The organism is Streptomyces sp. NPDC016845 (genome assembly GCF_044332585.1).
Lineage (GTDB): Bacteria > Actinomycetota > Actinomycetes > Streptomycetales > Streptomycetaceae > Streptomyces.
Map to the genome: position 1 here is coordinate 235826 of NZ_JBIRPI010000007.1, position 24969 is coordinate 260794.

At 71.0% G+C, this 24969-nt stretch carries 19 protein-coding genes, 2 tRNA genes and 1 pseudogene; 10 read left to right on the forward strand and 12 right to left on the reverse strand.

Features of this window, described 5'->3' with window-relative positions; genetic code table 11:
• Nucleotides 1–51: 51 nt before the first annotated feature.
• From ACH4RC_RS20625 to ACH4RC_RS20640, 4 genes are all read right to left on the reverse strand, one after another.
• Nucleotides 52–1989, reverse strand: coding sequence for a galactose oxidase-like domain-containing protein (locus ACH4RC_RS20625; protein WP_398202764.1), 1938 nt, complete (start codon nucleotides 1987–1989; stop codon nucleotides 52–54).
• On the reverse strand, nucleotides 1986–3917 hold the full coding sequence (locus ACH4RC_RS20630; RefSeq protein ID WP_398202767.1) for a glycosyltransferase family 2 protein: 1932 nt from the start codon (nucleotides 3915–3917) through the stop codon (nucleotides 1986–1988). Before ACH4RC_RS20630 ends, ACH4RC_RS20625 begins: the two co-directional genes overlap by 4 nt.
• 358 nt (nucleotides 3918–4275) lie before the next feature.
• Entirely contained in the window at nucleotides 4276–4968 is a 693-nt protein-coding gene (locus ACH4RC_RS20635; protein WP_398202770.1) for a FadR/GntR family transcriptional regulator, read from the reverse strand.
• A 217-nt stretch (nucleotides 4969–5185) separates the two neighbouring features.
• Nucleotides 5186–5259: transfer RNA gene (locus ACH4RC_RS20640), tRNA-Lys, on the reverse strand.
• Nucleotides 5260–5466: 207 nt separating this feature from the next.
• Between ACH4RC_RS20640 and ACH4RC_RS20645 the strand changes: the two genes are divergently transcribed.
• The 5 genes from ACH4RC_RS20645 (at nucleotide 5467) to ACH4RC_RS20665 (ending at nucleotide 10874) form a co-directional block, all read left to right on the forward strand.
• Nucleotides 5467–6765 (forward strand): peptidoglycan-binding protein, encoded by a 1299-nt coding sequence (locus ACH4RC_RS20645; RefSeq protein ID WP_398202957.1) that lies wholly within the window; start codon nucleotides 5467–5469, stop codon nucleotides 6763–6765.
• 71 nt (nucleotides 6766–6836) lie between these two features.
• Nucleotides 6837–8171, forward strand: coding sequence for an SPFH domain-containing protein (locus ACH4RC_RS20650; protein ID WP_398202773.1), 1335 nt, complete (start codon nucleotides 6837–6839; stop codon nucleotides 8169–8171).
• Nucleotides 8172–8320: 149 nt separating this feature from the next.
• Nucleotides 8321–8920, forward strand: coding sequence for a lytic polysaccharide monooxygenase (locus tag ACH4RC_RS20655; protein ID WP_398202774.1), 600 nt, complete (start codon nucleotides 8321–8323; stop codon nucleotides 8918–8920).
• Nucleotides 8921–9085: 165 nt separating this feature from the next.
• Nucleotides 9086–10753, forward strand: a complete 1668-nt coding sequence (locus ACH4RC_RS20660; RefSeq protein ID WP_398202777.1) for an AMP-binding protein — start codon at nucleotides 9086–9088, stop codon at nucleotides 10751–10753.
• Between the two features lie 47 nt (nucleotides 10754–10800).
• Nucleotides 10801–10874: transfer RNA gene (locus tag ACH4RC_RS20665), tRNA-Lys, on the forward strand.
• Nucleotides 10875–10944: 70 nt separating this feature from the next.
• Here ACH4RC_RS20665 and ACH4RC_RS20670 read toward each other — a convergent pair.
• From ACH4RC_RS20670 to ehuB, 5 genes are all read right to left on the reverse strand, one after another.
• Nucleotides 10945–11724 carry an IclR family transcriptional regulator gene (locus tag ACH4RC_RS20670; protein WP_398202778.1) on the reverse strand — a complete coding sequence of 260 codons (780 nt, stop codon included), beginning with the start codon at nucleotides 11722–11724 and terminating at the stop codon, nucleotides 10945–10947.
• 185 nt (nucleotides 11725–11909) lie between these two features.
• Nucleotides 11910–12725, reverse strand: coding sequence for an ectoine/hydroxyectoine ABC transporter ATP-binding protein EhuA (ehuA, locus tag ACH4RC_RS20675; protein ID WP_398202781.1), 816 nt, complete (start codon nucleotides 12723–12725; stop codon nucleotides 11910–11912).
• Nucleotides 12715–13332 carry an ectoine/hydroxyectoine ABC transporter permease subunit EhuD gene (ehuD, locus tag ACH4RC_RS20680; protein WP_398202958.1) on the reverse strand — a complete coding sequence of 206 codons (618 nt, stop codon included), beginning with the start codon at nucleotides 13330–13332 and terminating at the stop codon, nucleotides 12715–12717. The genes ehuA and ehuD overlap by 11 nt, the downstream gene beginning before the upstream one ends.
• A 47-nt stretch (nucleotides 13333–13379) precedes the next feature.
• Nucleotides 13380–14129 (reverse strand): ectoine/hydroxyectoine ABC transporter permease subunit EhuC, encoded by a 750-nt coding sequence (gene ehuC / locus ACH4RC_RS20685; RefSeq protein ID WP_398202784.1) that lies wholly within the window; start codon nucleotides 14127–14129, stop codon nucleotides 13380–13382.
• Nucleotides 14126–15031 (reverse strand): ectoine/hydroxyectoine ABC transporter substrate-binding protein EhuB, encoded by a 906-nt coding sequence (ehuB, locus tag ACH4RC_RS20690; protein WP_398202961.1) that lies wholly within the window; start codon nucleotides 15029–15031, stop codon nucleotides 14126–14128. The genes ehuC and ehuB overlap by 4 nt, the downstream gene beginning before the upstream one ends.
• 131 nt (nucleotides 15032–15162) lie before the next feature.
• Between ehuB and ACH4RC_RS20695 the strand changes: the two are divergent.
• Nucleotides 15163–15678 (forward strand): annotated as a pseudogene (locus ACH4RC_RS20695) (DUF3830 family protein); the annotation flags it as partial.
• Nucleotides 15679–15755: 77 nt separating this feature from the next.
• Here ACH4RC_RS20695 and ACH4RC_RS20700 read toward each other — a convergent pair.
• Both ACH4RC_RS20700 and ACH4RC_RS20705 read right to left on the reverse strand, forming a co-directional pair.
• Nucleotides 15756–17153, reverse strand: coding sequence for an amidase (locus ACH4RC_RS20700; RefSeq protein ID WP_398202787.1), 1398 nt, complete (start codon nucleotides 17151–17153; stop codon nucleotides 15756–15758).
• Nucleotides 17154–17170: 17 nt separating this feature from the next.
• Nucleotides 17171–18157 carry a D-2-hydroxyacid dehydrogenase gene (locus ACH4RC_RS20705; protein WP_398202790.1) on the reverse strand — a complete coding sequence of 329 codons (987 nt, stop codon included), beginning with the start codon at nucleotides 18155–18157 and terminating at the stop codon, nucleotides 17171–17173.
• A 278-nt stretch (nucleotides 18158–18435) separates the two neighbouring features.
• Between ACH4RC_RS20705 and ACH4RC_RS20710 the strand changes: the two genes are divergently transcribed.
• The 3 genes from ACH4RC_RS20710 to ACH4RC_RS20720 all read left to right on the forward strand — a co-directional run bounded on the left by ACH4RC_RS20710 (nucleotide 18436) and on the right by ACH4RC_RS20720 (nucleotide 21422).
• Nucleotides 18436–19257, forward strand: a complete 822-nt coding sequence (locus ACH4RC_RS20710; RefSeq protein ID WP_398202791.1) for an aspartate/glutamate racemase family protein — start codon at nucleotides 18436–18438, stop codon at nucleotides 19255–19257.
• A gap of 3 nt (nucleotides 19258–19260) precedes the next feature.
• Nucleotides 19261–19992 carry a decarboxylase gene (locus ACH4RC_RS20715; RefSeq protein ID WP_398202794.1) on the forward strand — a complete coding sequence of 244 codons (732 nt, stop codon included), beginning with the start codon at nucleotides 19261–19263 and terminating at the stop codon, nucleotides 19990–19992.
• A 332-nt stretch (nucleotides 19993–20324) separates the two neighbouring features.
• Entirely contained in the window at nucleotides 20325–21422 is a 1098-nt protein-coding gene (locus tag ACH4RC_RS20720) for an LLM class flavin-dependent oxidoreductase (protein ID WP_398202796.1), read from the forward strand.
• A gap of 39 nt (nucleotides 21423–21461) precedes the next feature.
• Here ACH4RC_RS20720 and ACH4RC_RS20725 read toward each other — a convergent pair whose 3' ends face one another.
• The gene (locus ACH4RC_RS20725) at nucleotides 21462–23276 is read right to left on the reverse strand and encodes a putative bifunctional diguanylate cyclase/phosphodiesterase (protein ID WP_398202799.1); all 1815 of its coding nucleotides are present in this window, start codon (nucleotides 23274–23276) and stop codon (nucleotides 21462–21464) included.
• Between the two features lie 297 nt (nucleotides 23277–23573).
• Between ACH4RC_RS20725 and ACH4RC_RS20730 the strand changes: the two genes are divergently transcribed.
• Nucleotides 23574–24860, forward strand: a complete 1287-nt coding sequence (locus ACH4RC_RS20730; protein WP_398202800.1) for a M6 family metalloprotease domain-containing protein — start codon at nucleotides 23574–23576, stop codon at nucleotides 24858–24860.
• Nucleotides 24861–24969: the final 109 nt, after the last annotated feature.

Below are 24969 nucleotides of genomic sequence, written 5' to 3' on the forward strand. Positions count from 1 at the left end.
GGCGCGGGGTGTCGAACCCCGCGCCCCTGAGCGCTGCAAAGCGCCGTACGGCTACGGCACGTGCACCCACTGCGCCTTGCTGGGCGTGCCCTCGTCGTCCGTCACGAAGAGCATGTACCAGCCCGACTCGACCAGCGACCGGTTCTTCGGCACGGTCACGGTGACCGAGTCGGCGCCCTTCTTCAGGCCGAGCTCGATCGACGTCTGGTCGACGTCCGTGACGTGCGTGGACGCGCTCGGCCTGATCAGCCGCGCCGTCTTGATGGAGGAGGCGTGCCGCGTCGCGTACGTCGCCGAACCGCCCCGCGCGATCGTCTTCTCCCCGCCCTCCAGGGACGGGCGCGAACTCCGGTACAGGTACGGCGGCGTGTAGATCTCCAGGCGCTGCTCGAACTCGCCGGGCTTGGTGTTCGCCTTGTCCGAGTAGAGCGAGTCCGAGCCGAAGAACAGCACGCGTCCGTCGGGCAGGAGCAGCGATCCGGAGTGGTAGTTGCGGCCCACCAGCGGATCGGCGACCCGCTTGAACGACTTGGTCTTCGCGTCGTAGAGGCGCGCCTGGCGGATGTTGGAGTCGCCGCGCCCGCGGTAGTCCTCGGAGCCGCCGGAGACCAGGACCGAGTCGTCGGGCAGGATCGAGGCCTGCGGGTAGCGCGTGCCCTTCTCCAGCTCAGGGCCGTCGACGAAGCGCGGGCTCGCCTCCGTGAGGTCGACGATCCGGGTCTTCTTGCTGGACAGCTCGGACTCGCCGACCCCGCCGCCGCCGATCACCATGTACGTCTGGTTCTGCGCGGGCGGCAGCTCGACGGTGTTGGCCGTCTCCATCATGCCGGGGTCGGAGAGGCCGGGGATCTTGTCGAACTCGTTGGTCGCCAGGTCCCAGACGCCGGGCGTGCGGCCGACGTTGTCGGGGCCGTAGCCCGCGTTGGCGCCCGAGTAGAAGATCTTGCCGTTCTCCATCTGGAACAGCGCCGGGTAGGTCGGGAACTGGCGGATGTCCTTGAGGTACGTCCACTTCTTCGTCTTCGGGTCGTACACCTCGTTCTTGCCGGGCACGAGCTGCCCGATGTCGTCGAGGCCGGAGACGGAGAGGACCTTGCCGTCCGAGAGCGTGGTCAGCGTGGGGTACCAGCGCGCCTCGTTCATCGGGTCGACCTTGATGTACTTCTCGGCGACCGGGTCGAACTCGTAGGAGTCCTTGATCCCCTGGAAATCCTTCTTGTCGAGGGCCAGCTTCTGCGCGATGCCGTACACGTTGCGCGCGTCGGAGCCGGTCCGGCCCTGCACCCGGTAGTTGTCCTGGGTGCCCGTCTCGTACTTCGCGCCGGACTTCTGCGCCTCGACGTAGACGCGGGCGATACCCGGCTCGTTGCGCAGGAACCGGCCCGTGTCCGGGTCGAAGACCTTCTTCGCCCGCTCGACGGTGATGTTGATGTCGGAGACGAACGTCTTGCCGTTCTCCTTGCCGGTGAACCGGGTGCCCGCCTTGATGGTCTTGGGCTCGTCCGGGTCCTCGTTGTGGACGATCATCAGGCCGCCGGCCTTGGTGACGTCGCCCTTGAGCTTCTCGTACTTCTTGGTGCCGCCCGCGATCAGCAGGTTCCCGTTCGCCAGCTGCGTGTGGCCGGTGCAGAACAGGTCGGTCGGCGTGTCGATCTTCTTGATGGTCTTCTTCACCGGGTCGTAGAGCCGGGTGTCGAACTTCTTGGCGTCGAAGTTCTCCTGGTTGTTCCCGGACCCGGCCACGAGCAGGATCTTGCCGGTGTGGAGCAGCGCCGCGTGGATCGTGTTGAGGCGCATGTCCGCGGGGAAGTCGATGACGTCCCACTTGCCGTTCTCGGCCTTGTACTCCGCTCGATCGATCTTGTACGCGTGGTACTTGGCCGAACCGAACCGGTACAGCCAGGGCCCGTTCATTCCCGCGAGCGCCAGGACCACCACGGTGCCGATGGCTATGCGCCGGGCACGGCGGCGGCTCGCACCGTCTTTCACTTGTTACGTCCCCCCAGGGAGATCTGCATGGTCTGTTCGTTGTCCACGTAGCCCTGTCCGGCGGCGTACGTGGGCTTCTGCCGCGGCGCGCCGTGCGGCGGCGGGGCCTGCGCGGACGGCTGGTCGGCCGGCGGCTTCGGCTTCTTCTTCTCCTGGCGGACCATGTACCGCCAGACGGCCATGGGCAGCGCGGTGATCAGCAGGGCGAAGCACGCCCAGGTGACCATCGCCGGGTGGGAGTGCCCGTAGACGAAGCCGGCGGCGATCGACCCGGCGAAGATCAGGATGAAGTACCAGTGGTAGCGGAAGGTCCCGAACCAGCGGTCGGGGCTGGCCGAGTCGCCCTTCGGCGTGACCACGAACTTGCTCTTGCGGCGCAGCGCGGAGTCGATCAGCGCCTTCGCGTAGAGCGGCGCGGAGAGCGCGGACATCACCATGCCGGCGACGCCGCCGGAGCCCTCCGGCTCGTGCGGGGAGACGTTGTGCCGGCGGTTCCAGATGTAGAGGCCGATCTGGAGCGCGGAGGCGTTGCCGTACAGCATCAGCCAGACGGCCGGGTCGATGTTGACGCCCGAGGCGCCGAGCCCGAGGAAGAGCGCGCAACTCAGCGCCGCGAGTATCCAGTTCATCGCGGCCATCGGATAGAAGATGATCATCATCGTGTAGTTGAAGAGCTTGCTCGGCGGGAGCGTGAAGAAGCCCTTCCAGTACTGCTTGAGGATCGTCTCGTACGTACCGCGCGACCAGCGCATCTGCTGCGTGAAGAAGTCCGTCCAGGCGCTCGGCCCCTCACCGACGGCGAGCACGTCCGGCGTGTACACCGAGCGCCACTTCCTGCCGGTGGCCGGGTTCTTGTGGCGGTGGATCTCGAACCCGGTCGCCATGTCCTCGGTGATCGAGTCGTACAGGCCGCCGATCTGCTTCAGCGCCTTGATGCGCACCGCGTTCGACGTGCCGACGAACATGGGCGCGCCGTAGCGGTTGCCGGCGCGCTGGATCAGCGCGTGGAAGAGGAACTGCTGGGACTCGGCGGCCTTGGTGACGAAGTTGTCGTAGTTGCCGTACACCTGCGGGCCGATGACGAAGCCGATGTCCGGGTCGCGGAAGAAGCCGAGCATCCGCTCCAGGTAGTTGGGCATCGGCACGTGGTCGGTGTCGACCGAGGCGAAGAAGTCGTAACCGTCACCGTGCGCGTCCAGCCAGGCGTTGTAGTTGCCGTGCTTGGTCTTCGCGCGGTGCGGTCCCTTGGGCTGGTTCCACTTCGCGACGCCCTTGCGGGAGAAGTGGTGCACGCCCAGGCGCGCGCAGACCTCCTTCACCTCCGCGTCGTCGCCCTCGTCGAGGAGCCAGACGTGGAGCAGGCCCCGGTGGCGCAGCTTGACCGCCGCCTCCAGGGTCTTCGTCACCATCTCGATCGGCTCCTTGCCGGGCACGAACGAGGTCAGGAAGGCGACCCGGGTACCGGTCTCGGGCACCACCGGGACGGGGTCGCGGGCGACGAGCGTGGCGTGCGCGTTCGACAGCACGTTCATGCAGCGGAACAGCTCGATGAGGCCGATCGAGACCAGCATCACGATGTCGAGCGTGGGAAGGAAGTCGTACTCCACGTAGTCGCGCTCGGTCCAGTGTTCGGGCTGGAGCAGCCAGAACAGCAGGACGAGGGAGAGGAGCGGGGCGGCCCCGAGCATCAGGGCCGCGCGTATCCGGTGCGGTTCCTGCGAGAGCAGTGAGCGGTACTGGACCTTGTACGGCTTGTCCGGGTCCGGCTGGGTGAGGGGGCCCGCGAGTCTGCTGTAGTGCTCGTAGTCGTAGCGGGGGAGCGACTTCTTGATGCGTCTGAGACCACTGGAGCGGTGCGACGGTATTCGCAGCTGGGTCGTCTCGGACGGGTCGAATTCAGGCCGGGCGCCTGTCGGCGTCGACGTCATGAGTCATCCCCCAGCACGCGAGTCACCGCGTGGTCGTCGGTCTCGTCCGGGCGGGTCTCCCGCGACCCGGTCCGGACGTATCAGTGGCAGGCCACCGTCCCACACCCGCTAAGACTGGGACCCGAGCCTTCCGGTTGCATGATGCCCCCTCGGCATCGGCCGCCGGACAGGGCCCCACCCCGTGTGCGGCTATTGGGCCGACTGCAACTACCGTGGCCCGAAGGCCCGATTGCGACGCTACTAGGCCATATTGGGCCCTATTGCACCTTATTGACGTTCAATTACGTCATTGACTCCAGATTAGGGTGCTGCGCCCGCATCATGATCGCAAGGGCGTTACGCCCGCAAAAACAGTGCTTCAGTGGTCTTGGCGTGGAGTCGCGGCCAGCCGGAGACGGATGTTGGAGAAGTGGTCGCGTATGGCCCGCTCCGCCCGGACCACCTCACCCGAGCGCACGGCGTCCAGGATCTCCCGGTGCTGACGGCAGGTCACCTCCGGATCCTGCGGCACGTCCACCAGATCCGTACGCACCCGGTGGAACGCCTCCCAGAACGCCTCCATCACCTCTACGAGCAGGGGGTTCCCCAGGCCCCTGTAGAGCGTGGCGTGGAAGGCCCGGTCGGTGCCGGCGCTGACGGCGCCCTCCGGCGCCCTGGCCTCCTTCTCCATCTGTCCGACCAGGGCGTCGAGTTCGGCCAGATCGGTCTCGGGCACGCGCCCGGCGAGCCGCGCCACCAGCCCCGTCTCCACGGCCTCCCGCAGCTCGAGAAGTTGCAGCAGGCTGTCCTCGCCCCGGTAGTGCCCCGCGACGGTACGAAAAGCGAGCCCCTCGATCATCGGCGCCATCGACATCGGCCCCACATAGGTCCCGAAGCCGTGCCGGATCTCGACGATCCCCATCGCCTGAAGCGCCTTCAACGCTTCCCGCACCGAATTCCGGCTGACCCCGAGCAACTCCATCAGCTCGGGCTCGGTGGGCACCGAGGCGCCCGGCGGCAGCCGCCGCTCGACGATCAGCCTCTTGATCCGCTCCTGAAGGTCACGCGCCATGGGGCAACGGTAGCGGCAGGACGAAACACCGAAGGCCCCCGCGCTTGCGCAGAGCCTCCAGCTGTCGGCGCGCCGCCAGGGACTCGAACCCCGGACCCGCTGATGCTGCGTCTCCCGGGGGCAACCCCCGGACCCCCGGCCGTCGGCGGAATACCGGCCCGGGCATGTCGCCCACGCGAAAGGCCCCCCGTTCTCACGGAGGGCCTCTCACTGTCTGTGCGCCGCCAGGGACTCGAACCCCGGACCCGCTGATTAAGAGTCAGCTGCTCTAACCAACTGAGCTAGCGGCGCCTGCTGACCTGCATAACTTTACCCGACCTCCCAGGGTGCTCCTGACCACTCGACGCGCCGGGGTGTAGCCCTATTTGTGTGGATTTCCACCTTTCGCACCGTCAACATGCGTTATGCGTAGACAGTTGAGACGCTTTCCGCGTGCGAAAACGTGGCTCAGAAGTTCAGCAGGCGGCACCGGAGTGTGAGGGGAATCGCATGGATCACATGAAGGCGCCGCTCTTCGTGGAGACCGACCCGCCGAGCGGATGCGACTGCGCGGGCTGTGCCCAGTGGCGCGGCACCCTCACACCCCCGCCGCGCACCAAGCTCGGCCCCCGGCACGCCCTGGCCGTCGCGGCGGCGGCCGGCACCGTCATCGGCGCGCTCCCCACAGCGGCGGCAGCCGTCGAGCACCACGAGGCAAGACCGGGCGACCCGGACCCCGCCGGAGGCCAGAGCACCCCGCAAGGCGGCACCAGCCCCCTCAACGGAACCCCCGGCGCCCCGGGCGCCCCCGCGCAGACCGTGCACCTCGCACAGCAGAGCGCCCTGCGCGCCACCTCCCGCGCCGCGATCATCAGCCGCGCGAAGACGTGGGTGACGGCGAAGGTCCCGTACAACATGAACAAGTACTGGAGGGACGGCTACCGCCAGGACTGCTCCGGCTACGTCTCCATGGCCTGGGACCTGCCCCGCAACGAGTGGACCGGCAGCCTCGCCGCCTTCGGCACCCGTATCACCAAGGCGGAGCTCCAGCCCGGCGACATCCTCCTGTTCCACAACCCGGCGAACCCGGAGAAGGGCTCGCACGTCACCATCTTCGGCGGCTGGACCGACTACTCGCGGACCCGCTACATCGCCTACGAGCAGACCCGCCCGGGCACCCGCACGCAGTCCACCCCGTACGCGTACTGGAGCAATTCCGGCCGCTACGTCCCCTACCGGTACAGGGCGCTGCAGACGGACGGCCCCGTGGGTTCGGGCACGCAGGCGGCGACGGGCGCGAGGTTCCCTGGCGTCACGTCCTTCGGACCCGGCGCGAACAACGCGTACGTCACCCGGCTCGGCAAGCTCCTCGTCGAGCGCGGCGGCAAGCGGTTCTACCGGGAGGGGCCGGACTCGCGCTGGACCGACGCGGACCGCAAGGCGACCCGGGCGTTCCAGCGGGCGCAGGGCTGGACCGGCAAGGACGCGGACGGCCTGCCGGGGCCGGTGACCTGGGCGTACCTGATCAACGGCAAAGGCAAGGACATCCCCGGCGCGGGCTCCTCGGGGACCAAGGGCGTACCGACGTTCCCGGGGGCGGCGAAGTTCCGGCCCGGCGCGGACAACGCCTCGGTGACGCAGCTCGGCAAGCAGCTCGTGAAGAAAGGTTTTGGCACCCACTACAAGCAGGGCCCGGGCCCGCGCTGGAGCGAGGCGGACCGCCGCAACGTGGAGGCGTTCCAGCGGGCCCAGGGCTGGACCGGCAAGGACGCGGACGGCTATCCGGGCCCCGAGACCTGGCGGCGGCTCTTCTCGTGACGGGGCTGTGCGGCAAGCGGATGGCGGTCAGCGGGGGCGACAGCACACCCAACGTGGAGACGAGGACGAGGATGAGCACGACGGCGGACCGGACGGCGGACCGGACGGCGGACCGATCGGAACAGGCCGAGGGGCCACCGGCCCCGGCCATGACGGACGAGCCGGTACGAGAGACGGTGCGGGAGCCGGTACGAGAGACGGTGCCGGAGCCGGTACGAGAGGCGGTGCGGGAGCCGGCGCCGGAGAGGAGCGCCGGGCCCGAGCTCGGGGTGGGCGCGGTCCTGGGCCGCGGGGCCCGGGTCATCCGCAACGAATCGACCACCGAGATCCCCGTGCACCTGCTCTTCCGGGACGACCCGGCACCCGTGGCCGTACCGGTGCGCGCCGCGGTGGTGGGGACGGGCACGCGCGCCCACCCCACACCACCCCCGCACCAGCACCCGCACCAGCACCCGCACCCGCCCCTGGACCCGCATCCGGACACGCGGACGCCCGCGCGCTCCGTGCCCTGCGCCGACCCGGAGCTGGCGGAGCGGCCCGGCCGCGCGCTCCCGGGCGCCGCCGGAGTCCTCGGCGGGCTGACGGGAGCGGCCGGCGCGGTGGCGTCCCTGGGCTGGGCCGGGACGCTGCCGCGGATCATGACGAACGTCGCCGGGCTGCCCGGGTACGAGGGAGCCGGCCTCGGCCCGTACCAGTGGGCGGCGCTCGCGGGCTCCGGCGCGCTCGCGCTCCTCGGCTTCGGCGGGCTCGCCCGGGGCCGGGCGGGACGGGCCTTCGTGCTGACCCTCTTCGGCCGCTACCGGGGCAGTGTGCGCAGGTCAGGCCTGCTGTGGGTGAACCCGCTGCTGCTGCGGCGCCGGGTCGACCTGCGCCTTCGGCACTGGCGCAGCGAGGGCATGCCCGCGGTCGACGCGAACGGGGTCGCGCTGCGCGTCGTCGTCCTCGTCGTGTGGCGGGTCAGGGACAGTGCGCGGGCGGCGCTCGGCATCGAGGACCACGAGGAGTATCTGCGCGAGTGCGTCGAGGCGGCCGTGGCGCGGGTGCTGTCGCAGTTCCCGGCCGACGCGGCGGCCGGGGGCGGTCCCACCCTGCGCAACGCCGAGGCCGTCGGCGATCTGCTCACCCGGCGCCTCGCCGCGGACGCCGAGGCGGCCGGTATCGAGGTGTTCTCGGCGCAGCCGACCCGGATCGAGTACGCGCCCGAGCTGGCGGCCGTGATGCGGCGCCGCCGGATCGCGGCGCTCGACGCGCAGCACCGCGACACCGTACTCACCTCCGTCGTCGACTCGGTCGAGGACACGGTGGCGCGGCTGACCACGCGGGGCCTGGTCGATCTCGACGACTACGAGCGCAAGGCGCTCGTCAAGGATCTGACGGTGGCGTTCTACACCGGGCGCGGGGAGTAAAGGGGGGAGCAAAGGGAGGACCGCACTTTTGTATGGACACGGCCAACCGCCGCCCATACATTGGTGGTTGGTCTAGACCTGAAACACTGAAACTGAACACCGCTGTGCGCACAGCTACCGGTACTCCCCACACCCCCAGGAGCGGCAGCATGCGAAACAAGAAGACGTACGCGGCTTTGATCGGCCTCACGACCGCGGGCGCGTTCGCGCTCTCGGCCGGTGGCGCGAGCGGCCACGGCTACACCGACCTGCCCATCAGCCGGCAGAAGCTCTGCGCCAACGGCACCGTCAGCGGCTGCGGCAACATCCAATGGGAGCCGCAGAGCGTCGAGGGGCTCAAGGGCTTCCCGGCGGCCGGCCCCGCCGACGGCCAGATATGCTCCGCCAACCACGGCGAGTTCGCGCAGCTCAACGCGGCCAAGCAGCCCAACGGGCAGGCCTGGCCGACCACCAAGGTGACCGGCGGGCAGAACTACACGTTCCGCTGGCAGTTCACCGCGCGGCACTCCACCACCGACTTCCGCTACTACGTCACCAAGAACGGCTGGGACGACAGCAAGCCGCTGACCCGCGCCGCGCTGAACACCACACCGTTCCTCACGGTGCCCTTCAGCGGACAGCCGCCGGCCACGCTCTCGCACTCCGGCGCCCTGCCCACGGGCAAGTCCGGCCACCACGTGGTCCTCGCGGTGTGGACGGTCGCGGACACGGCGAACGCGTTCTACGCGTGCTCGGACGTCACGTTCTGAGTCTGAGCCGGTCCCGGAGACCGAGCCGGACCCGGAGCCGGTCCCGGTATCCATAGGGCTCCCGCGCGCCGTCCGCCCCCTCACGGGCGGGCGGCGCGCGGGGGAGACCGGGCCGCGCGCCGCAGCTCTCCCCTTCTGACGGCGCGTCAACTACGGTGCGCCGCCATGGGACCCATGACGCACACCTTCGCGGAGTTCGTCCAGGAGCGCTGGGGCGACCACAGGACCGGACTCGCCTACGGGGACCGGGTCCTCAGCCACCACCAGCTCGCCTCCGGGGCGGCGGCGCGGGCAGCGCTCCTCGCCGAGCTGCTGCCGCGCGGCGTCGCCCCGCACATCGGGGTGCTGCTCGACAACACGCCCGAGTTCGTGCACTGGCTGAGCGCGGCCGCACTCGCCGGGGCGGCCGTCGCCGGGATCAACCCGACCCGGCGCGGCGCCGAGCTGGCCCGCGACATCACCCACACCGAGTGCCGCGTCCTGATCACCGAACGGGCCCGGCTGCCGCTGCTGGAGGGGCTGGCGCTGCCCGGCGTCCGCGTCCTGCTCACGGACGACGCCGCGTACGCCGGTCTGCTCGACCCGTACACGGGCGCGAAGCCGGAGATCGCCGCCGGCGTCGGGCCCGGCACCCGTATGCTCCTCTACTTCACCTCCGGGTCGACGGGCGCGCCCAAGGCCGCGATCTGCACACAGGGCCGGCTCGCGGCGGCCGGACGCTCCCTGGCCGGAACCTTCCGCGTCCAGCCGGACGACGTCCACTACATCTGCATGCCGCTCTTCCACGGCAACGCCGTCATCGCCGACTGGGCGCCCGCCATGGCCGCCGGGGCCGGGGTGGCGCTGCGCCGCCGCTTCTCCGCGTCCGCGTTCCTGAGCGATGTGCGCCGCTTCCGCGCGACCTACTTCACGTACGTCGGCCGGGCCGTGCAGTACATCCTGGCCACCGAGGAGCGGCCGGACGACCGGGACAATCCGGTGCGGGTCGGGTTCGGCACGGAGGCGGGGGCGGTGGACGCGGGCCGCTTCGAGGAACGGTTCGGGGTGCGGCTCGTCGAGGGGTACGGGTCCTCCGAGGGCGGCGCCGCCGTCCAGCGCACCGCCGGCACCCCGCCCGGCGCGATCGGGCGCGGGGTGCCCGGCGACGACCTGGCGGTCCTCGACCCGGAGACCGGGGCCGAGTGCCCGCCCGCGGTGTTCGGCGCGGGTGGCGGCCTGGCGAACGGGGCCGAGGCGATCGGGGAGCTGGTGAACCGGGGGCGCTCGCCGTTCGAGGGGTACTGGCGCAACGACGCGGCGTACGCGGAGCGAGTGCGCGGTGACGGCTGGTACTGGACCGGCGACCTCTTCTACCGGGACGCGGCCGGGTTCCTGTACTTCGCCGGGCGCGGGGACGACAAGATCCGCGTGGACGGCGAGAACCTCGCCCCCGCGATGATCGAGAACATCCTCGCCCGGTGGCCGGGCGCGGCTGCCGTCGCCGTGTACGGGGTTCCGGACCCGGTCTCCGGCGACCAGGTGATGGCGACGCTGGCACTCCGCGCCCGCTTCGCCCCGCGCTCCTTCGAGGAGTTCCTGGCGTCCCAGCCCGACCTGGGCACGAAGACGGCGCCGCGCTTCATACGGCTGGTCGAACGCATGCCCGTGACGGCGACCAACAAGATCCGCCGCGCCGAACTGCGCCGCGCGGGCTTCTGGAGCGGCGGCGACATCTGGTGGCGCCCGCCCGCCGAGACGACGTACCGCCGCCTGACCCCGGCCGCCCACACCGACCTCACCTCGTCCTTCCGCACCCACGGCCGCGCGGCACTCCTGACACCCCCACCCGCCTGATGGTCACAGGCACCCCTCCGGACCAGGTACTATTTACTTGTCAGCAGGCGCCGCTAGCTCAGTTGGTTAGAGCAGCTGACTCTTAATCAGCGGGTCCGGGGTTCGAGTCCCTGGCGGCGCACAGACAGTGAAAGGCCCTCCGTGAGAACGGGGGGCCTTTCGCGTGAGCGACCGCCCGCTCGCGTCCCCGGCTAGATCGTCAACGACAGCAGTACCGGTGCCGCGCTCTTGTTCAATCGTTTCGCCGCGTCGTGCAGGCGGTGTGCTCGCTCCACCGGCAGGGACAGGGCCAGGCAGCCGACCGCGGAGCCTGCCGTGATGGGGACCGCCGCGCAGACCGTGCCCACCGCGTACTCCTGGATGTCGAGGACCGGGACCGTCGCCGGCTGGGTGGCGAGTTTGGAGAGCAGGACCTTCTCGTTGGTGATGGTGCGCGAGGTGAGGCGGGCCATTCTGTGGCGGGAGAGGTGGTCGCGCCGCCCGTTCAGGTCCAGCTGGCCGAGGAGGCTCTTGCCGACGGCGCTGGCGTGCGCGGAGACCCGGAAGTCGACCCACTCGTTGACCGCGGGGGCCTCGGGCCCGGCCGCGTACTGGGTGATGTGGACCTCGCCGTCGATGTACCGGCTGATGTAGACCGCCGCGCCGACGCAGTCCCGCAGCTCGTCGAGGGTCCGCTGGAGCTTGGCGGTGAGCGCCGCCGCGTTCCCGTCGGCGGAGCCGAGGCGGCTCAGGGTCTCCCCGGTGACGTAGGCGCCGTCGGCGGTCTGCTCGATGTACCCCTCCCGGCGGAGCATGCGCAGAAGGCCGGTGAGCTGGTCGGAAGGGAGCCCGGTGAGGCGGGCCAGCTCGGCGTCGGTGCTGCCGGTGGCGTGGTGGGCGACTGCCTCCAGGACGCGCAGAGCGTGCTGCACCGACCGGTGCGGCTGCCGCGGCCGGTGGCCCGGCGCGTCCTGTTCGTGCTTCAGCGCCACGGCATCCCCCTGCAAGGACCGGTTCCGGACAGCTGGCTCCCTCCACGATAGCCGTCAACACCCCCAAGAGGGGCAGGCGTTAAGAGAATTGGTGGCGCGTTCCGTGCCTCTCATCAGGAACGCGCCACCGTGGCATATGTCAGGGTCATGCACCGTACGGGTAAGCGGAGCGAATACGCCCGCGCTTACAGCACCGCGCTGAGGAACTCCCTGGTCCGCGCATGATCCGGCTCGTTGAAGATCTTGTCCGGAGTGCCCGCCTCCAGGACATGGCCCGAGTCGAACATGAGGACCTGGTCCGAGATGTCCCGGGCGAAGTTCATCTCGTGCGTGACGCAGAGCATCGTGATGTCCGTCGTGTGCGCGATGTCGCGGAGCACGTCGAGGACGCCCGCCACCAGCTCGGGGTCGAGCGCGGACGTGACCTCGTCGAGGAGCAGCACCTGCGGCCGCATGGCGAGCGCCCGCGCGATGGCGACCCGCTGCTGCTGCCCGCCCGAGAGCTGCGTCGGGTACGCGTCGGCCCGGTCGCCCAGGCCCACCAGGTCGAGCAGCTCGCGGGCCCGCTGCTCCGCCTCGTCCTTGGAGAGGCCGAGCACGGTGACGGGCGCCTCCATGATGTTGCGCAGGACCTTCATGTTCGGGAAGAGGTTGAACTGCTGGAAGACCATCCCGATGTTCTTGCGGACCTCGCGGATGTGCTTCTCGCCGGCCGGGACCAGCTTGCCGTTCTTCTCCTCGTGGGTGAGGTACTCGCCGCCCACCTTGATCGTGCCCTCGTCCGGCTTGAGCAGCGTCATGAGCAGCCGCAGGATCGTCGTCTTGCCGGAGCCCGACGGGCCGATCAGCGTGACGTGCTTGCCGGAGGCGACGGAGAAGTCCAGCTCGTCGAGGACGGTGTTGCCGCCGAACCGCTTCACGACCTTCTCGAAGCGGATCAGTTCGGTGCCGTCCACCGCCGGATTGGGCTGGTCTTTCGAAAGGTTCGCGTCAGTGGACAAGGCGGCGCTCCAGGGATCGCAGGAGGAGGGAGGCGAGGTAGGAGATGACGATGAAGGCGACACCGACGACCGTCAGGGCCTCCGTGTACTGGAACGTCTTGGCGGCTTCCAGGCGCGACTGCTGGAGCAGCTCCAGGACGCCGATGCCCGCGAGCAGCGGCGTGTCCTTCAGCATGGCGACGACGTAGTTGCCGAGCGCGGGCACGACGCGGCGGATCGCCTGCGGCAGGATGACCGCCGTCCACGTCTTGCCGTAGGGCAGGCTCAGCGCGCGGGCGGCCTCCCACTGGCCGACGGGCACCGCCTCGATGCCCGCGCGGTAGACCTGCGCGGTGTACGTCGAGTAGTGCAGGCCGATCGCGACGACACCGGTGGTGAACGCGGAGAACTGGATCCCCGCCTCCGGCAGCACGAAGTACAGGAAGAACAGCTGGACCAGGAGCGGCGTGTTGCGGATGAACTCCGTGACCGCGCCGACGGGCCAGCGGACGAAGCGGGTGGGCGCCCGGAAGGCGAGCGCCCAGACCAGGCCGAGGCTGAACGAGATCAGCGAGCCGTAGAGGAGGATCTGGAGGGTGACGAGGAGGCCGTCCCAGAAGTGCGGCATGAAGTCGCTGACGGCGGACCAGTCCCAGTTCGCTGCGGCAGTGGTGATCACAGGGAGGCACCTCCTCCGCCGCCCGCGGGGAGCTGAGCGGTCTCGTTCTGCTGGCGCAGGCTGAGCTTGCGCATGAGTCCCGCGCCGCCCTCGGGCCGCTGCCCGATGCCCGCCTTGGTCTTGCGCTCCAGAGCCCGCATCCCGCGGGTGAGGATGAACGCGAGGACGAAGTAGATGACGAGCGTGAGCGAGTAGATCTCGGTGCTCTCGGTGGTCGCGAGCCGCACCAGGTAGGCGGCGAAGGACACGTCACCGATGCCGAGCAGCGACACCAGGGCGGTGCCCTTGAGCAGCTCGATCAGCAGGTTCGAGAACGGCGGGATCATCTCGGGCACGGCCTGCGGCAGCATGATCAGCCGCATCCGCTGCCAGGGCGTGAAGCTCAGCGCGACCCCCGCCTCGCGCTGCGCGGGCGCCACCGCGAGGAGAGCGCCGCGGACGATCTCGGCACCGTACGCGCCGTAGGACAGGCCGAGCGCGAGGACGGCCGCCCACATCGGGACGAGGGACCAGCCCGCGAGCTGCGGCAGGACGAAGAAGATCCAGAACATCAGGACCAGGGCGGACGTGCCCCGGAATATCTCGGTGTAGAGACCGGCGACGAACCGGACGATCCACAGCCGGTGCGTGCGCGCCATACCGACGCCGAACGCGACGACGGTCGCGAGCGCCGCGCTGTACACCGTCAGCTGAATCGTGATCCAGATGCCCGGCAGTACCCAGTGTTCCCACAGTCCGGCGGTCATCGGCACAGCTCCTCGGCGGTCAGCGTCGTCATCTCCGCCTTGGTGAAGCCGAACGGCTGGAGGATCCGGAACAGTTCGCCGCTCTTCTTCATCTTGTGGATCTCGACGTTGAAGGCGTCCCGCAGTTTCGTGTCGGTCGGGCGGAAGGTGAAACCGCCGCCGTCGACGTGCTTCTTGCCGTCGACCAGGGGCGCGAACGGCTCGGTGTGCTCCGCCTTGGTGCTCTTCTTGGTGACCTCGCGGGTGGTGAGCGCGGTGCCCGCGAACACGTCGATGCGGCCCGCCTCCACGGCGTTGAGCCCCGCCACCTGATCCTGGAGGATCACGATGTCGGACTCCTTGTACCCGGCGTCCACGGCGTACGCGATCTCCGCGTACCCGGTGCCGGTGCCGAACTTGGCCTTCGCCTTCACCACGTCGGCGTAGCTGTGCAGGTTCTTCGGGTTGCCCTTGCGCACGATGAACGAGTCCAGCATCTGGTACTCGGGATCGGCGAAGATGACCTGCTGACAGCGTTCCTTGTTGATGTACATCCCGGCGGACACGACGTCGAACTGCTGCGTGTTCAGGCCGGGTATGAGCGAGGCGAAGTCGGTCGCGACCGGCTGTACGTGGCCGACACCGAGCCGTTTGAAGATGACCTTGGCGAGTTCCACCGCCTCGCCGGTGAACTCCCCGTCGTCGTTGATGTACCCGTACGGCACCTCGCCCGCGATGCCCAGGCGTACGGTCCCCTGCCCCTGCAGCCGGGCCAGGGTGTCCCCGTTCGGCACCCGGCTGCATCCCGCCGCTCCCAGAGCGCCCAGTGCGCCGAGCGCACCCGCCCCCGCGAGCAGTGACCGCCGGCGGAGAGTTGGTCTCTCCGCGGGCTCTTTCCTGCGTATTTGAGTTGGTGGAGCCATGGGCGCGCGGCTACCCGGCCCGACTCGACTTATGCCGATGAATTCACGCCGCATTCAGCTGGAGTGTGGTGCGTACACACGGGTGGTGAGGTCTTGACCGCGAGGGGTGAATGAGGCGGAGCATGGGGCGCATGGCTGACTCAAGTGGCGCCCCCGACCGGTTCATCGACGTCACCCTGGCCGCGCGCGGCGTGACCTGCACGGCGAAACTCCTCACCGACCGCGCGCCGCTCACCTGCGCGGCGGTGTGGGACGCCCTGCCGCTCGTCTCCGACGTCTACCACGCCAAATACGCCCGGAACGAGATCTACGCCCTTTTCCCGGCGTTCGCGGAACAGGAGCCACCTCTGGAGAACCCGACGGTCACGCCCATCCCGGGCGACCTGTGCTATTTCTCCTTCAACGGGACGCAGTTGGGATCGCAGTCGTACGGGTACGGGGAGGGCGCCGCACTGGCCGCGGGCGCCCCTGTCGTCGACCTGGCGCTGTTCTACGAGCGCAACAACCTGTTGTTGAACGGGGACGTGGGGTGGGTCCCCGGAATCGTGTGGGGGCAGGTGGTGGAGGGTCTTGAGGGGATGGCGGAGGCGTGTCAGGACCTTTGGCGGTCGGGGGCGACGGGGGAAACCCTGGGATTCGCACGGTCAGCCGGATTCAGCCCCGGTCCGCATCAGCCGGCCCCTCCGGCGATCGAGGAGCGGGGGCCGGGGCAGAGCCCCGTGACCTAGGCGAGAACGGGCCAGGTGGTCCCGGTTGCCCCAGAGACCGCGTGAGCGACCCGCAGCACCAGGTCATCCCGGTGCCGAGCCGCAACCACCTGCAACCCGACCGGCAACCCCTGGTCCAGCCCCACCGGGACGGTCCCCGCCGGCTGCTGCGTCATGTTGAACGGATACGTGAACGGCGTCCAACCGGTCCAGCGCCGCAGGCCACTGCCGCGCGGCACCTCCACCCCCGCCTCGAACGCGGTCACCGGCAGCGTGGGCGTGAGCAGTACGTCGTACGTGGAGTGGAGCAGGCCCATCCGGCGCCCCAGCGCCATCCGCGTGTCGACGGCGGCCAGATAGTCGAGCGCGCTGTAGCGGGCGCCCTGGGCACAGATCTCCCGCAGCCCCGGGTCCATCAACTCCCGCTGCGCGAGCGACAGATGCTGCGTGTTGCGCGCCGCCCCGCTGAACCACAGCACGTGGAACGCGGCGACGGGATCGGTGAAGTCCGGGTCGACCTCCTCCACGTACGCCCCGAGACCGGCGAGCCGCGTCACCGCCTCCCGTACGCGCGCGGCGACCCCGGGCCGCACCGCCACCTGCCCGCCGAGCGTCGGCGAGTACGCGACGCGCAGCCCGCGCACCCCGTCCCGCAGCGCGTCGCGGAGGCTCCCGGGGGCGGGCGCCGAGGCCGACCAGTCGCGTACGTCGGGGCCGGAGAGCACGTCCATCATGAGCGCCGCGTCGGCCGCGCTCCGCGTCATCGGGCCGACGTGCGCGAGCGTGCCGAACGCGGAGGCCGGATAGGCCGGGACCCGCCCGTACGTCGGCTTCAGCGCGAAGATCCCGCAGAACGCGGCCGGGATGCGGACCGAGCCGCCGCCGTCGGTGCCGAGCGACAGCGGCCCCGCGCCGACCGCGACGGCCGCCGCGCTGCCGCCGCTCGATCCGCCCGCGGTGCGCGAGGGGTCGTACGGGTTGCGGGTGATGCCGGTGAGCGGGGAGTCGGTGACGCCCTTCCAGCCGAACTCCGGGGTCGTCGTGCGGCCGACGAAGACGGCGCCGTGTTCGCGCAGCCGTGCGACGGCGGGCGCGTCCTCGTCCGCGCTCCGGTCGGCGCGCACGGTCCTCGAACCCCGCAGGTTCGGCACGCCCCGCTGCAACAGGAGGTCCTTGACCGTCACCGGCACGCCGTCGAGCAGGCCCTGCGGCTCACCGCGGCGCCAGCGCCGCGTGCTCGCCTCCGCCTGCGCCAGCGCGCCCTCCGCGTCGACGCGCACGAACGCGTTCAGCGCGGGTTCCGTCTCCTCGACGCGGGCGAGGACCGCCCGGGTGGCGTCGACGGGGCTGAACTCGCCCTTGCGGTAACCGTCGAGCAGGTCGTGTGCCGTCAGTCGGGTGAGCTCGCTCGTCATCCGGGCCTCCAGGCCAGTCAGTTCCCAGGGACATACCCACGTTTCTTGTCGACTACATTCGTCAGCGTCCGGCCGGACTCCCAGCGCCCGTACAACTCGACGAACTGCCGCCCCAGCTCGTCCCGCCAGCCCACCGTGTCCCCGCTCATGTGCGGCGACACGATCAGACCGGGTGCCGTCCACAGCGGGCTGTCCTGCTCCAGCGGCTCGTGCTCGAAGACGTCCAGGGCAGCCCCCGCGATCCACCGCTTGTGCAGGGCGTCCACCAGATCGGACTCCACGACCAACGGCCCACGCCCTACGTTGATGAACCGCGCGGCGGGCTGCATCACCCCGAACCGGCGGGCGTCGAACATGGAGCGCGTCTCCCCGGTCAGCGGCGCCGCGCACACCACCCAGTCGGCGCGCGCGAGCAGCCGGTCGAGGTCGGCGGGGCCGTGGACACCGGCCCGCGCCCGCCGCCCGACCAGCGCCGTGATGATGCCGAGCGCCTTGAGGTGCCCGGTGATCGCGTGCCCGATGGGGCCCGAGCCGACGACGCACGCGCGCGTACCGGCGATGCGCTGCGTCTCCCGGTGCCGCCACTCGCCCGCCGACTGGAGGGCGAGCGTGCGGGGCAGGTCCTTGCCCATCGCGAGGACGAGCGCGGCGACGTACTCGGCGATCGGCACGTCGAAGATGCCGCGCGCGTTGGTCAACACGGCGTCGGAGGCGATGAGTCCGGGGAACATCAGCCGGTCCACGCCCGCGCTCGCGGCGTGCACCCAGCGCGGCCGCGGCCCCGGGCCCGGCCACGCCTCGCGCACCGCGTCGGACGTGAAGTCCCACACCAGCAGGACGTCGGCCCGGGGGAGCAGGGCGCGAAGGCCGGAGGCGTCGGAGGCGTGCAGCACGCGGGCGCGGCCGGTCAACGCGCCGAGCCGGGGCGGGGGTTCACCGGGGGCGGCGTCCAGGACGAGGACGGTGGGCCGGTCGCCCCCCGCCTCTCCATCAGCACCTGACACAGCGACGAAATCGTTCCGCAACGCAGCTCCGCTTTCCTGGGCACGTTCCTCGGCACGTTCCTTGACATGCGCGGATTGACCACGCTGGCACCTGAACCTACCTTCGTCAACGGAGGACCTGCGTCGGCGCGTTCCTCCTCTCCCCGCAGTTCCCCGCTGTCCCGACGTCCCGGCGACGGACCGCCGGTTCAAGCACCGCATCGGCATCTCGGTACCTCTGCACCTCTGCACGTCAGCACCACGGCACCATCCCGTCGGCTGAACTTGGGGCATGTTCTATGGACGTCTCTTTCGTGGGAGGACCGCAGCCGCAGCGCGGCCTCGGTGTCGTCGCACCGTTCGACTTCGCGCTCGACCGGGAGTTGTGGCGCTGGGTGCCCGACGAGATCTCCCTCCACCTCACCCGCACCCCGTTCGTCCCGGTGGAGGTGAGTCTCGATCTCGCCAGGATCGTCAGCGAGCACGAGACGCTCGACGAGGCGATCCGGGCGCTCGGCGCGGTCGAGCCCGAGGTCCTCGCGTACGCGTGCACGTCGGGCAGTTTCGTCGGCGGCATCGCGGGCGAACACGCGATGTGCGAGGCGATGCGCCGCTCCGGCGCACGGCCGTGCCTCACCACGTCGGGCGCGCTCCTCGAAGCACTGGCCGAGCTCGACGCGCGCCGCGTCGCGCTCGTCACCCCCTACACCCGGTCCGTCACCGAGTCCCTCGCTCAGTTCCTGGCGGAGGCGGGCGCCGCCGTCACCGGGACGGCGTTCCTCGGCCTGACCCGGCGGATCTGGAAGGTGCCGTACCAGGACGTGGCGCGGATGGCGCGCGACGCGGCCGGCACCACGGCGGACGTCCTCTTCATCAGCTGCACGAACCTGCCCACGTACGACGTCATCCCGCAGCTGGAGGCGGAGCTGCGGATCCCGGTGATCTCGGCCAACCAGGTCACGATGTGGGCAGCCCTGCGCCGACTGGGTACGCGAGCGGTGGGGCCGTACCAGGCGCTGCTCGACCCGGCGGCGCGACGCCAGTGGTCCCTGCCGGACGAAGGGCTCCGGCCCGGACACGGCGCTCCGGAACTCCCGGAGGGCCAGGAAGGGTGGGCATAGGACATGACAGCGCTCGGACTTCTCTACCCAGGACACTCGGCCGAGGACGACTACCCGCGCATCGAGATGCTGATCGACAGTGACATCCGGCTGCCCGTCGTCCACACCGACATCGGCGAGGACGCGCACCGGATCGACGCGCTCCTGGAGATGGGCTCGGCGGAGCGGCTCGCGGCGGGCGTCGAGGAGCTGCGCCTCGCGGGGGCGGAGGCGGTGGTCTGGGCGTGCACGTCCGGCAGCTTCGTCCTCGGCTGGGAGGGCGCGCAGGAGCAGGTCAGAACGCTGGCCGTGACCGCGGGGCTGCCCGCCTCCAGCACCTCCTTCGCCTTCGCGCACGCGCTGGGCGAGCTGGGCGCGCGCCGGGTGGCCGTCGCCGCGACGTACCCGGGGGACGTGGCCGATCACTTCGCCGCGTTCCTGAAGGCGGCCGGCGCCGACGTGGTCTCCGTGCGCGGCAGCGGCATCATCACAGCCGCGGAGGTCGGCACATGGGGCTGGGACGAGGTCCTGGCGATGGCCCGCGCGGGCGACCACCCGGACGCGGACGCGGTGCTCCTGCCGGACACGGCCCTGCACACGGCGGCGTACGTCCGTGACCTGGAACGCGAACTGTCCAAGCCGGTCCTCACCGCCAACCAGGTAACGGTCTGGGAGGCCCTGCGCCTGGCGGCCCGCCGAGTGAACGTGCCACAACTGGGTGCCCTGTTCACCAAGGAGCCGGTGGTACAGGTGTAGGGGGCGGGCCCAGGGCGCCGATCGGGGGCGGGGACGATCCCGAGCTCCGGCCGGGGGCGGGAGCAGCCGAGGGGTGCTGGTCGCGGGCGGGAGCAGCCGAGGGGCGCCGGTCGTGGGTGGGGACGATCCCGGGCTCCGGTCGGGGGCGGGAGCAGCCAAGAGGCTCCGGTCGTGGGTGGAGACGATTTCGGGCTCCGGTCACGGGCGGGGACGATCCCGGGCTCCGGTCACGGGCGGGGACGATCGCGGGCTCCGGGTGGGGGCGGGAATATAAGTGGAGCCCGCCTCCGTTAGGCGGGGGTCAGGCAGAACCACGTCTCCAGGAGGACACCGTGCCGGCCAACCACGACGAGATCCGGGGCACAGCCCACGGCACCGCCCCGACCCCCCTCTCCGTCCTGGACCTGGTCACCGTGGGCGCGGGCCGCACCGCCACGCAGGCCCTGCGCACCGGCGTCGACATCGCCCGCCTCGCCGAGAGCCGCGGCTACCACCGGTACTGGGTCGCCGAGCACCACTCCATGCCCGGCGTCGCCTCGTCCTCGCCGGCCGTGATCCTGGCCCACCTCGCCGCCCACACCGACCGCATCAGGCTCGGCTCGGGCGGCGTCATGCTGCCCAACCACGCCCCGCTGGTCATCGCGGAGCAGTTCGGCACGCTGGAAGCCATGGCCCCGGGCCGCGTCGACCTCGGGCTCGGCCGCGCCCCCGGCACCGACGGCGCGACCGCCGCCGCCCTGCGCCGCACCGACCGCCTCAACGAGGGCGCCGACGACTTCCCGCAGCAGCTCGCCGAGCTGACCCGCTTCCTCGACGACGACTTCCCCGACGGCCACCCGTACTCCCGCATCCACGCGGTCCCGGGCCCCGTCCAGGCCACGTCGCCCGGCGGCGTCCAGGACCCGCACCGCCCGCCGCTCTGGCTGCTCGGCTCCTCCGGCTTCAGCGCCCGCCTCGCCGGCGTCCTCGGCCTGCCGTTCGCCTTCGCGCACCACTTCTCCGCGCAGAACACGGTCCCGGCGCTCGACCTGTACCGCGAGTCGTTCCAGCCCTCCGCGGTCCTCGACAAGCCGTACGCCCTCATCGGCGTCTCCGCGCTCGCCACCGACGACGACGGCACCGAGGCCCGCCGCCAGGTCCTCGCCGCCGCGCTCAACATGGTCCGCCTGCGCACCGGCCGCCCCGGCCTGGTCCCGACGCCGGAGGAGGCGGAGGCGTACCCGTTCAACGAGATGGAGCAGGACTTCATCCGCTCCTGGAACGCCAACGTCATCCACGGCACCGTCGACGAGGTCCGCACCGGCCTCGACGACCTCCAGAAGCGCACCGGCGCCGACGAGCTGATGCTCACGGCCAACGCCCACAGCGGCGAGGTCCGCCTCCGCTCGTACGAGCTGATCGCGGACGCGTACGGGCTGCCGCGGGCCTGACCCGGACGGTAGCGCGGTGCCGTCCTCGGCGGCGCCGCGCTACCGGCGTTCCGCCAGCAGCTCCGAGATCCGCTCCGCCGCCACCGGCCGCGAGTACAGGTACCCCTGCCCCGTGTCGCACCCGATGCGGCGCAACCGGTCCGCCTGGTCGAGCGTCTCCACGCACTCCGCGGTGACGGTCAGCCCGAGCCGGTGCGCGAGCTGCACCATCGCCTCCACGATCAGGGCGTCGGCCGGCTCCGTCGGCGCGCTCGCCCCGTCCTCGAAGCCGCGCACGAAGGCGCCGTCCAGCTTCAGCACCGAGACGGGGAGCCTGGAGAGGTAGGCGAGGTTGGAGTACCCGGTGCCGAAGTCGTCGATGGCGATGCGTACACCCATGTCGCTGAGGTCCTGCAGCGCTCGCAGGGGCCGCCCGGTGGAGCCCATGACGGCGGACTCGGTGAGTTCGAGCTGGAGGAGTTCGGCGGGCAGCCCCGTCTCGGCGAGGATCCGGGCGACGTCGGCCACCAGGTCCGAGTCCCACACCTGCCGCACCGCCACGTTGACGCTGACGAAGACCGGCGCCACGTCCGGGTGCGCGAGCTGCCACGCCCGCGCCTGACGGCAGGCGGTCTCCAGGACCCACCGCCCCAGCTGCACGATGGAGCCGTCCTCCTCGGCCAGTGCGATGAACCGATTCGGCGTCAGCAGGCCGAACTCCGGGTGGCGCCAGCGCACCAGCGCCTCGACCCCGCGCAGCCCGCCGTCCTCCAGGCGTACGAGCGGCTGGTACGCGAGGACGAACTCGTCCCGTTCGACGGCCGGCCGCAGCCCCGACGAGAGGGCCTGCCGGGTCACGCGGCGGGCGTTGCGCTCCGGGTCGAACAACGTCCAGCGCGCCTTGCCGTCGGCCTTCGCCCAGTACAGCGTCGTGTCCGCGGCCTGCATCAGGCCCATCGGGCTGGCGTCCGCGACATCCCGTTCGACGACCCCGATCGACGCGGAGACCGAGAGCAGCTGCCCGGACAGGTCGAAGGGTTCACGCAGCGCCTCCAGGACCGTTTCCGCAAGGTCCGCCAGCTGTTCCGTACCGGTGGAGTCCTCCATGAGCAGGGCGAACTCGTCGCCGCCGAGCCGGGCCACCAGCGGGGCGCCGGTGGCGTGCCGGGCCAGGTCCGCGCAGTGGGTCAGCCGCTCGGCGACGGCGGCGAGCAGCCGGTCCCCGACGTGGTGGCCGAGGGTGTCGTTGACCGCCTTGAACCCGTCGAGGTCGAGGTAGCACAGGCCGACCCGGCCGGTCGCGCCCGTGCCCTCGTACGCGCCGGCCTCCAGGGCCCCGGTGAGGCGTTCGAAGAACAGGGCGCGGTTGGGCAGCCGGGTCACGGGGTCGTGCGTCTGCAGGTGGCGCAGTCCTGCCTGGAGGTCGCGGTGCGCGCTGATGTCGTTGAGCGAGAGGAGCACGACCTCCGCGCCGGGCACGGGCGACACCGTGATCCGCACCCACACGGAGTGGCCCGCCGCGTGCTTGAGGCGCCGGGTGCGGCCGAGCGGGGCCTGCCTGCCGCGCAGCACCTCGCGGTAGGCGTCCTGGGTGCGCGGGTCCGAGCCGAGGTCGAGCAGGTCGGCGGCGACACGGCCGACGAGCGGCCCGGTGCCCTCGCCGTGCAGCAGGGCGCGGGCGGCGGCGTTGGCGCCGACGATCACGCCGTCGCGGCCGACGAGCAGCATCGGCTGGGGTGCCGCGAGGAAGGCGGCGCCATGGACGGGCCCCGGCCGGCACTCACGTACGCGCTCACTCTCCGTGATGAACTTGGGGCGGAGGTCGGGTGCGGACACCTCCGCCGCGGTCGTGGGCCCTTCGGGCTGTGCGCTCACCGCTCGCTCCCCATGGTGCGTCGGCCGGTCGCCTGGTGCTGGTGCGGCCGGGGTCCCGGCAGGAAAGTGTGCCGATCATAGAGGCCGGTCGGACGGCCTATCCAGCCTTGTCCACGCGCGGACCCGGCCGAGGGCGCTCCGACCCGCCCTGCCAGATCGTTTCTGCCCACCCCTTTACGGGCTTCTGCCGCACCCCGACCGACTGTGACGGGCTGTGATCGCCCGGGGTGTCGGGACTCACTCGTCCGGGCCAGATAAACAAGGCGAACCAGCACAAACACCAACACTCTGGGTGGGGTGTCTCACTTTCCCTTCCCGGAGGTCGACTTGGAGCGCCCGCAGCCACCCGCGGGAGTGGACAGGCCCCGTCTGCGTGCCGCGGCGGCGGCCCTGACCGCTCTCACCGCCCTCGCCGCCACGGGCCTGGTCGCGGGCCCGGCCGCCGCGTCTCCCCACGGTGACCCGTGCGCCCTGCAACGGACCGCGGCCCATCACTCCGAAGGCCTCGACACCTGGAACGCGGACTATCCGCGGCCCAGGCAGCGGCTCAACGCGGTGATGGTCTTCCTGTCCTTCCCGGACGCGGCCCCGCTGACCACGCCCGAGCAGCTCACCTCGGACTACTTCCCGTCCACGAGCCAGTTCTACGACAGAGCCTCGTACGGCAGGTTCTCGCTCGTGCCGCATGCGCAGCGCGCGTGGCTGAAGATGCCGCGGGCCTCGACCTCGTACCGGATACAGCGGGACTGGGCGCCGGCGGACCGCAGCGCGTATCTGCGGGACGCGCTCGACACGGCGGATCCCTCCACCGACTTCAGCAAGTACGACATCGTCTACTTCGTCGCCGACCCGGACGCGCCCGGTGTCGACTCCGACGCCACGAAGGTCGTCAACTTCGACCGGCCGATGCGGGCCGACGGCACCGAGATCCGGCGCGTCGTCACCGTCTTCGAACAGCACCCGCCGGACCGCAACGTCCTCGCGCACGAGACCGGGCACGTCTTCGACCTGCCGGACCTCTATCACCGGCCGTCCGACGGCAAGGGCGACTGGGACACGTACGTGGGGGACTGGGACGTCATGGGCAGCCAGTTCGGGCTCGCCCCCGACCTCTTCGGCTGGCACAAGTGGAAACTGGGCTGGCTGGAGCCGGAGCAGGTGTCCTGCGTGACCCGTACGGGCGTCACCCGGCTGACCCTGGAGCCGCTCAGCACGGCGCCGCGCACGGCCGGGGCACCGTTCGGCACGGGCGACGGCACGAAGCTGGCGGTCGTCCGCACCGGGCGCTCCAGCGCCGTCGCCCTGGAGGCGCGCGGCGCGGCCGGCAACGACAGCACCACCTGCAGCCAGGGCGTCCTGATCTACCGCATCCACGGCGACTCCGCCTCCGGCGCGGGCCCCGTCCAGGTCCTCGACACCCACCCGACAACAGCTTCCTGCCCCGGCGACTCGGTCTACCCCCCGCTGGCCGACGCGCCTCTGTCCGTGGGCGAGAGCTTCACGATCCCCGGCGAAAACCTCCGGGTGGAGGCGGAGAACCGCACGGAATCGGGGGCGTGGACGGTGAAGGTGACGACGGGGTAGCCCCGGCGGGCCTGGTGGTCGAGGCGCTCATGCCGAGCAGACCCGCACGGCAGCGCAAGCGCCCCAGCCACGCGAAAAGCCCCCCGCTTCCGCGAGGGGCTTCTCACCG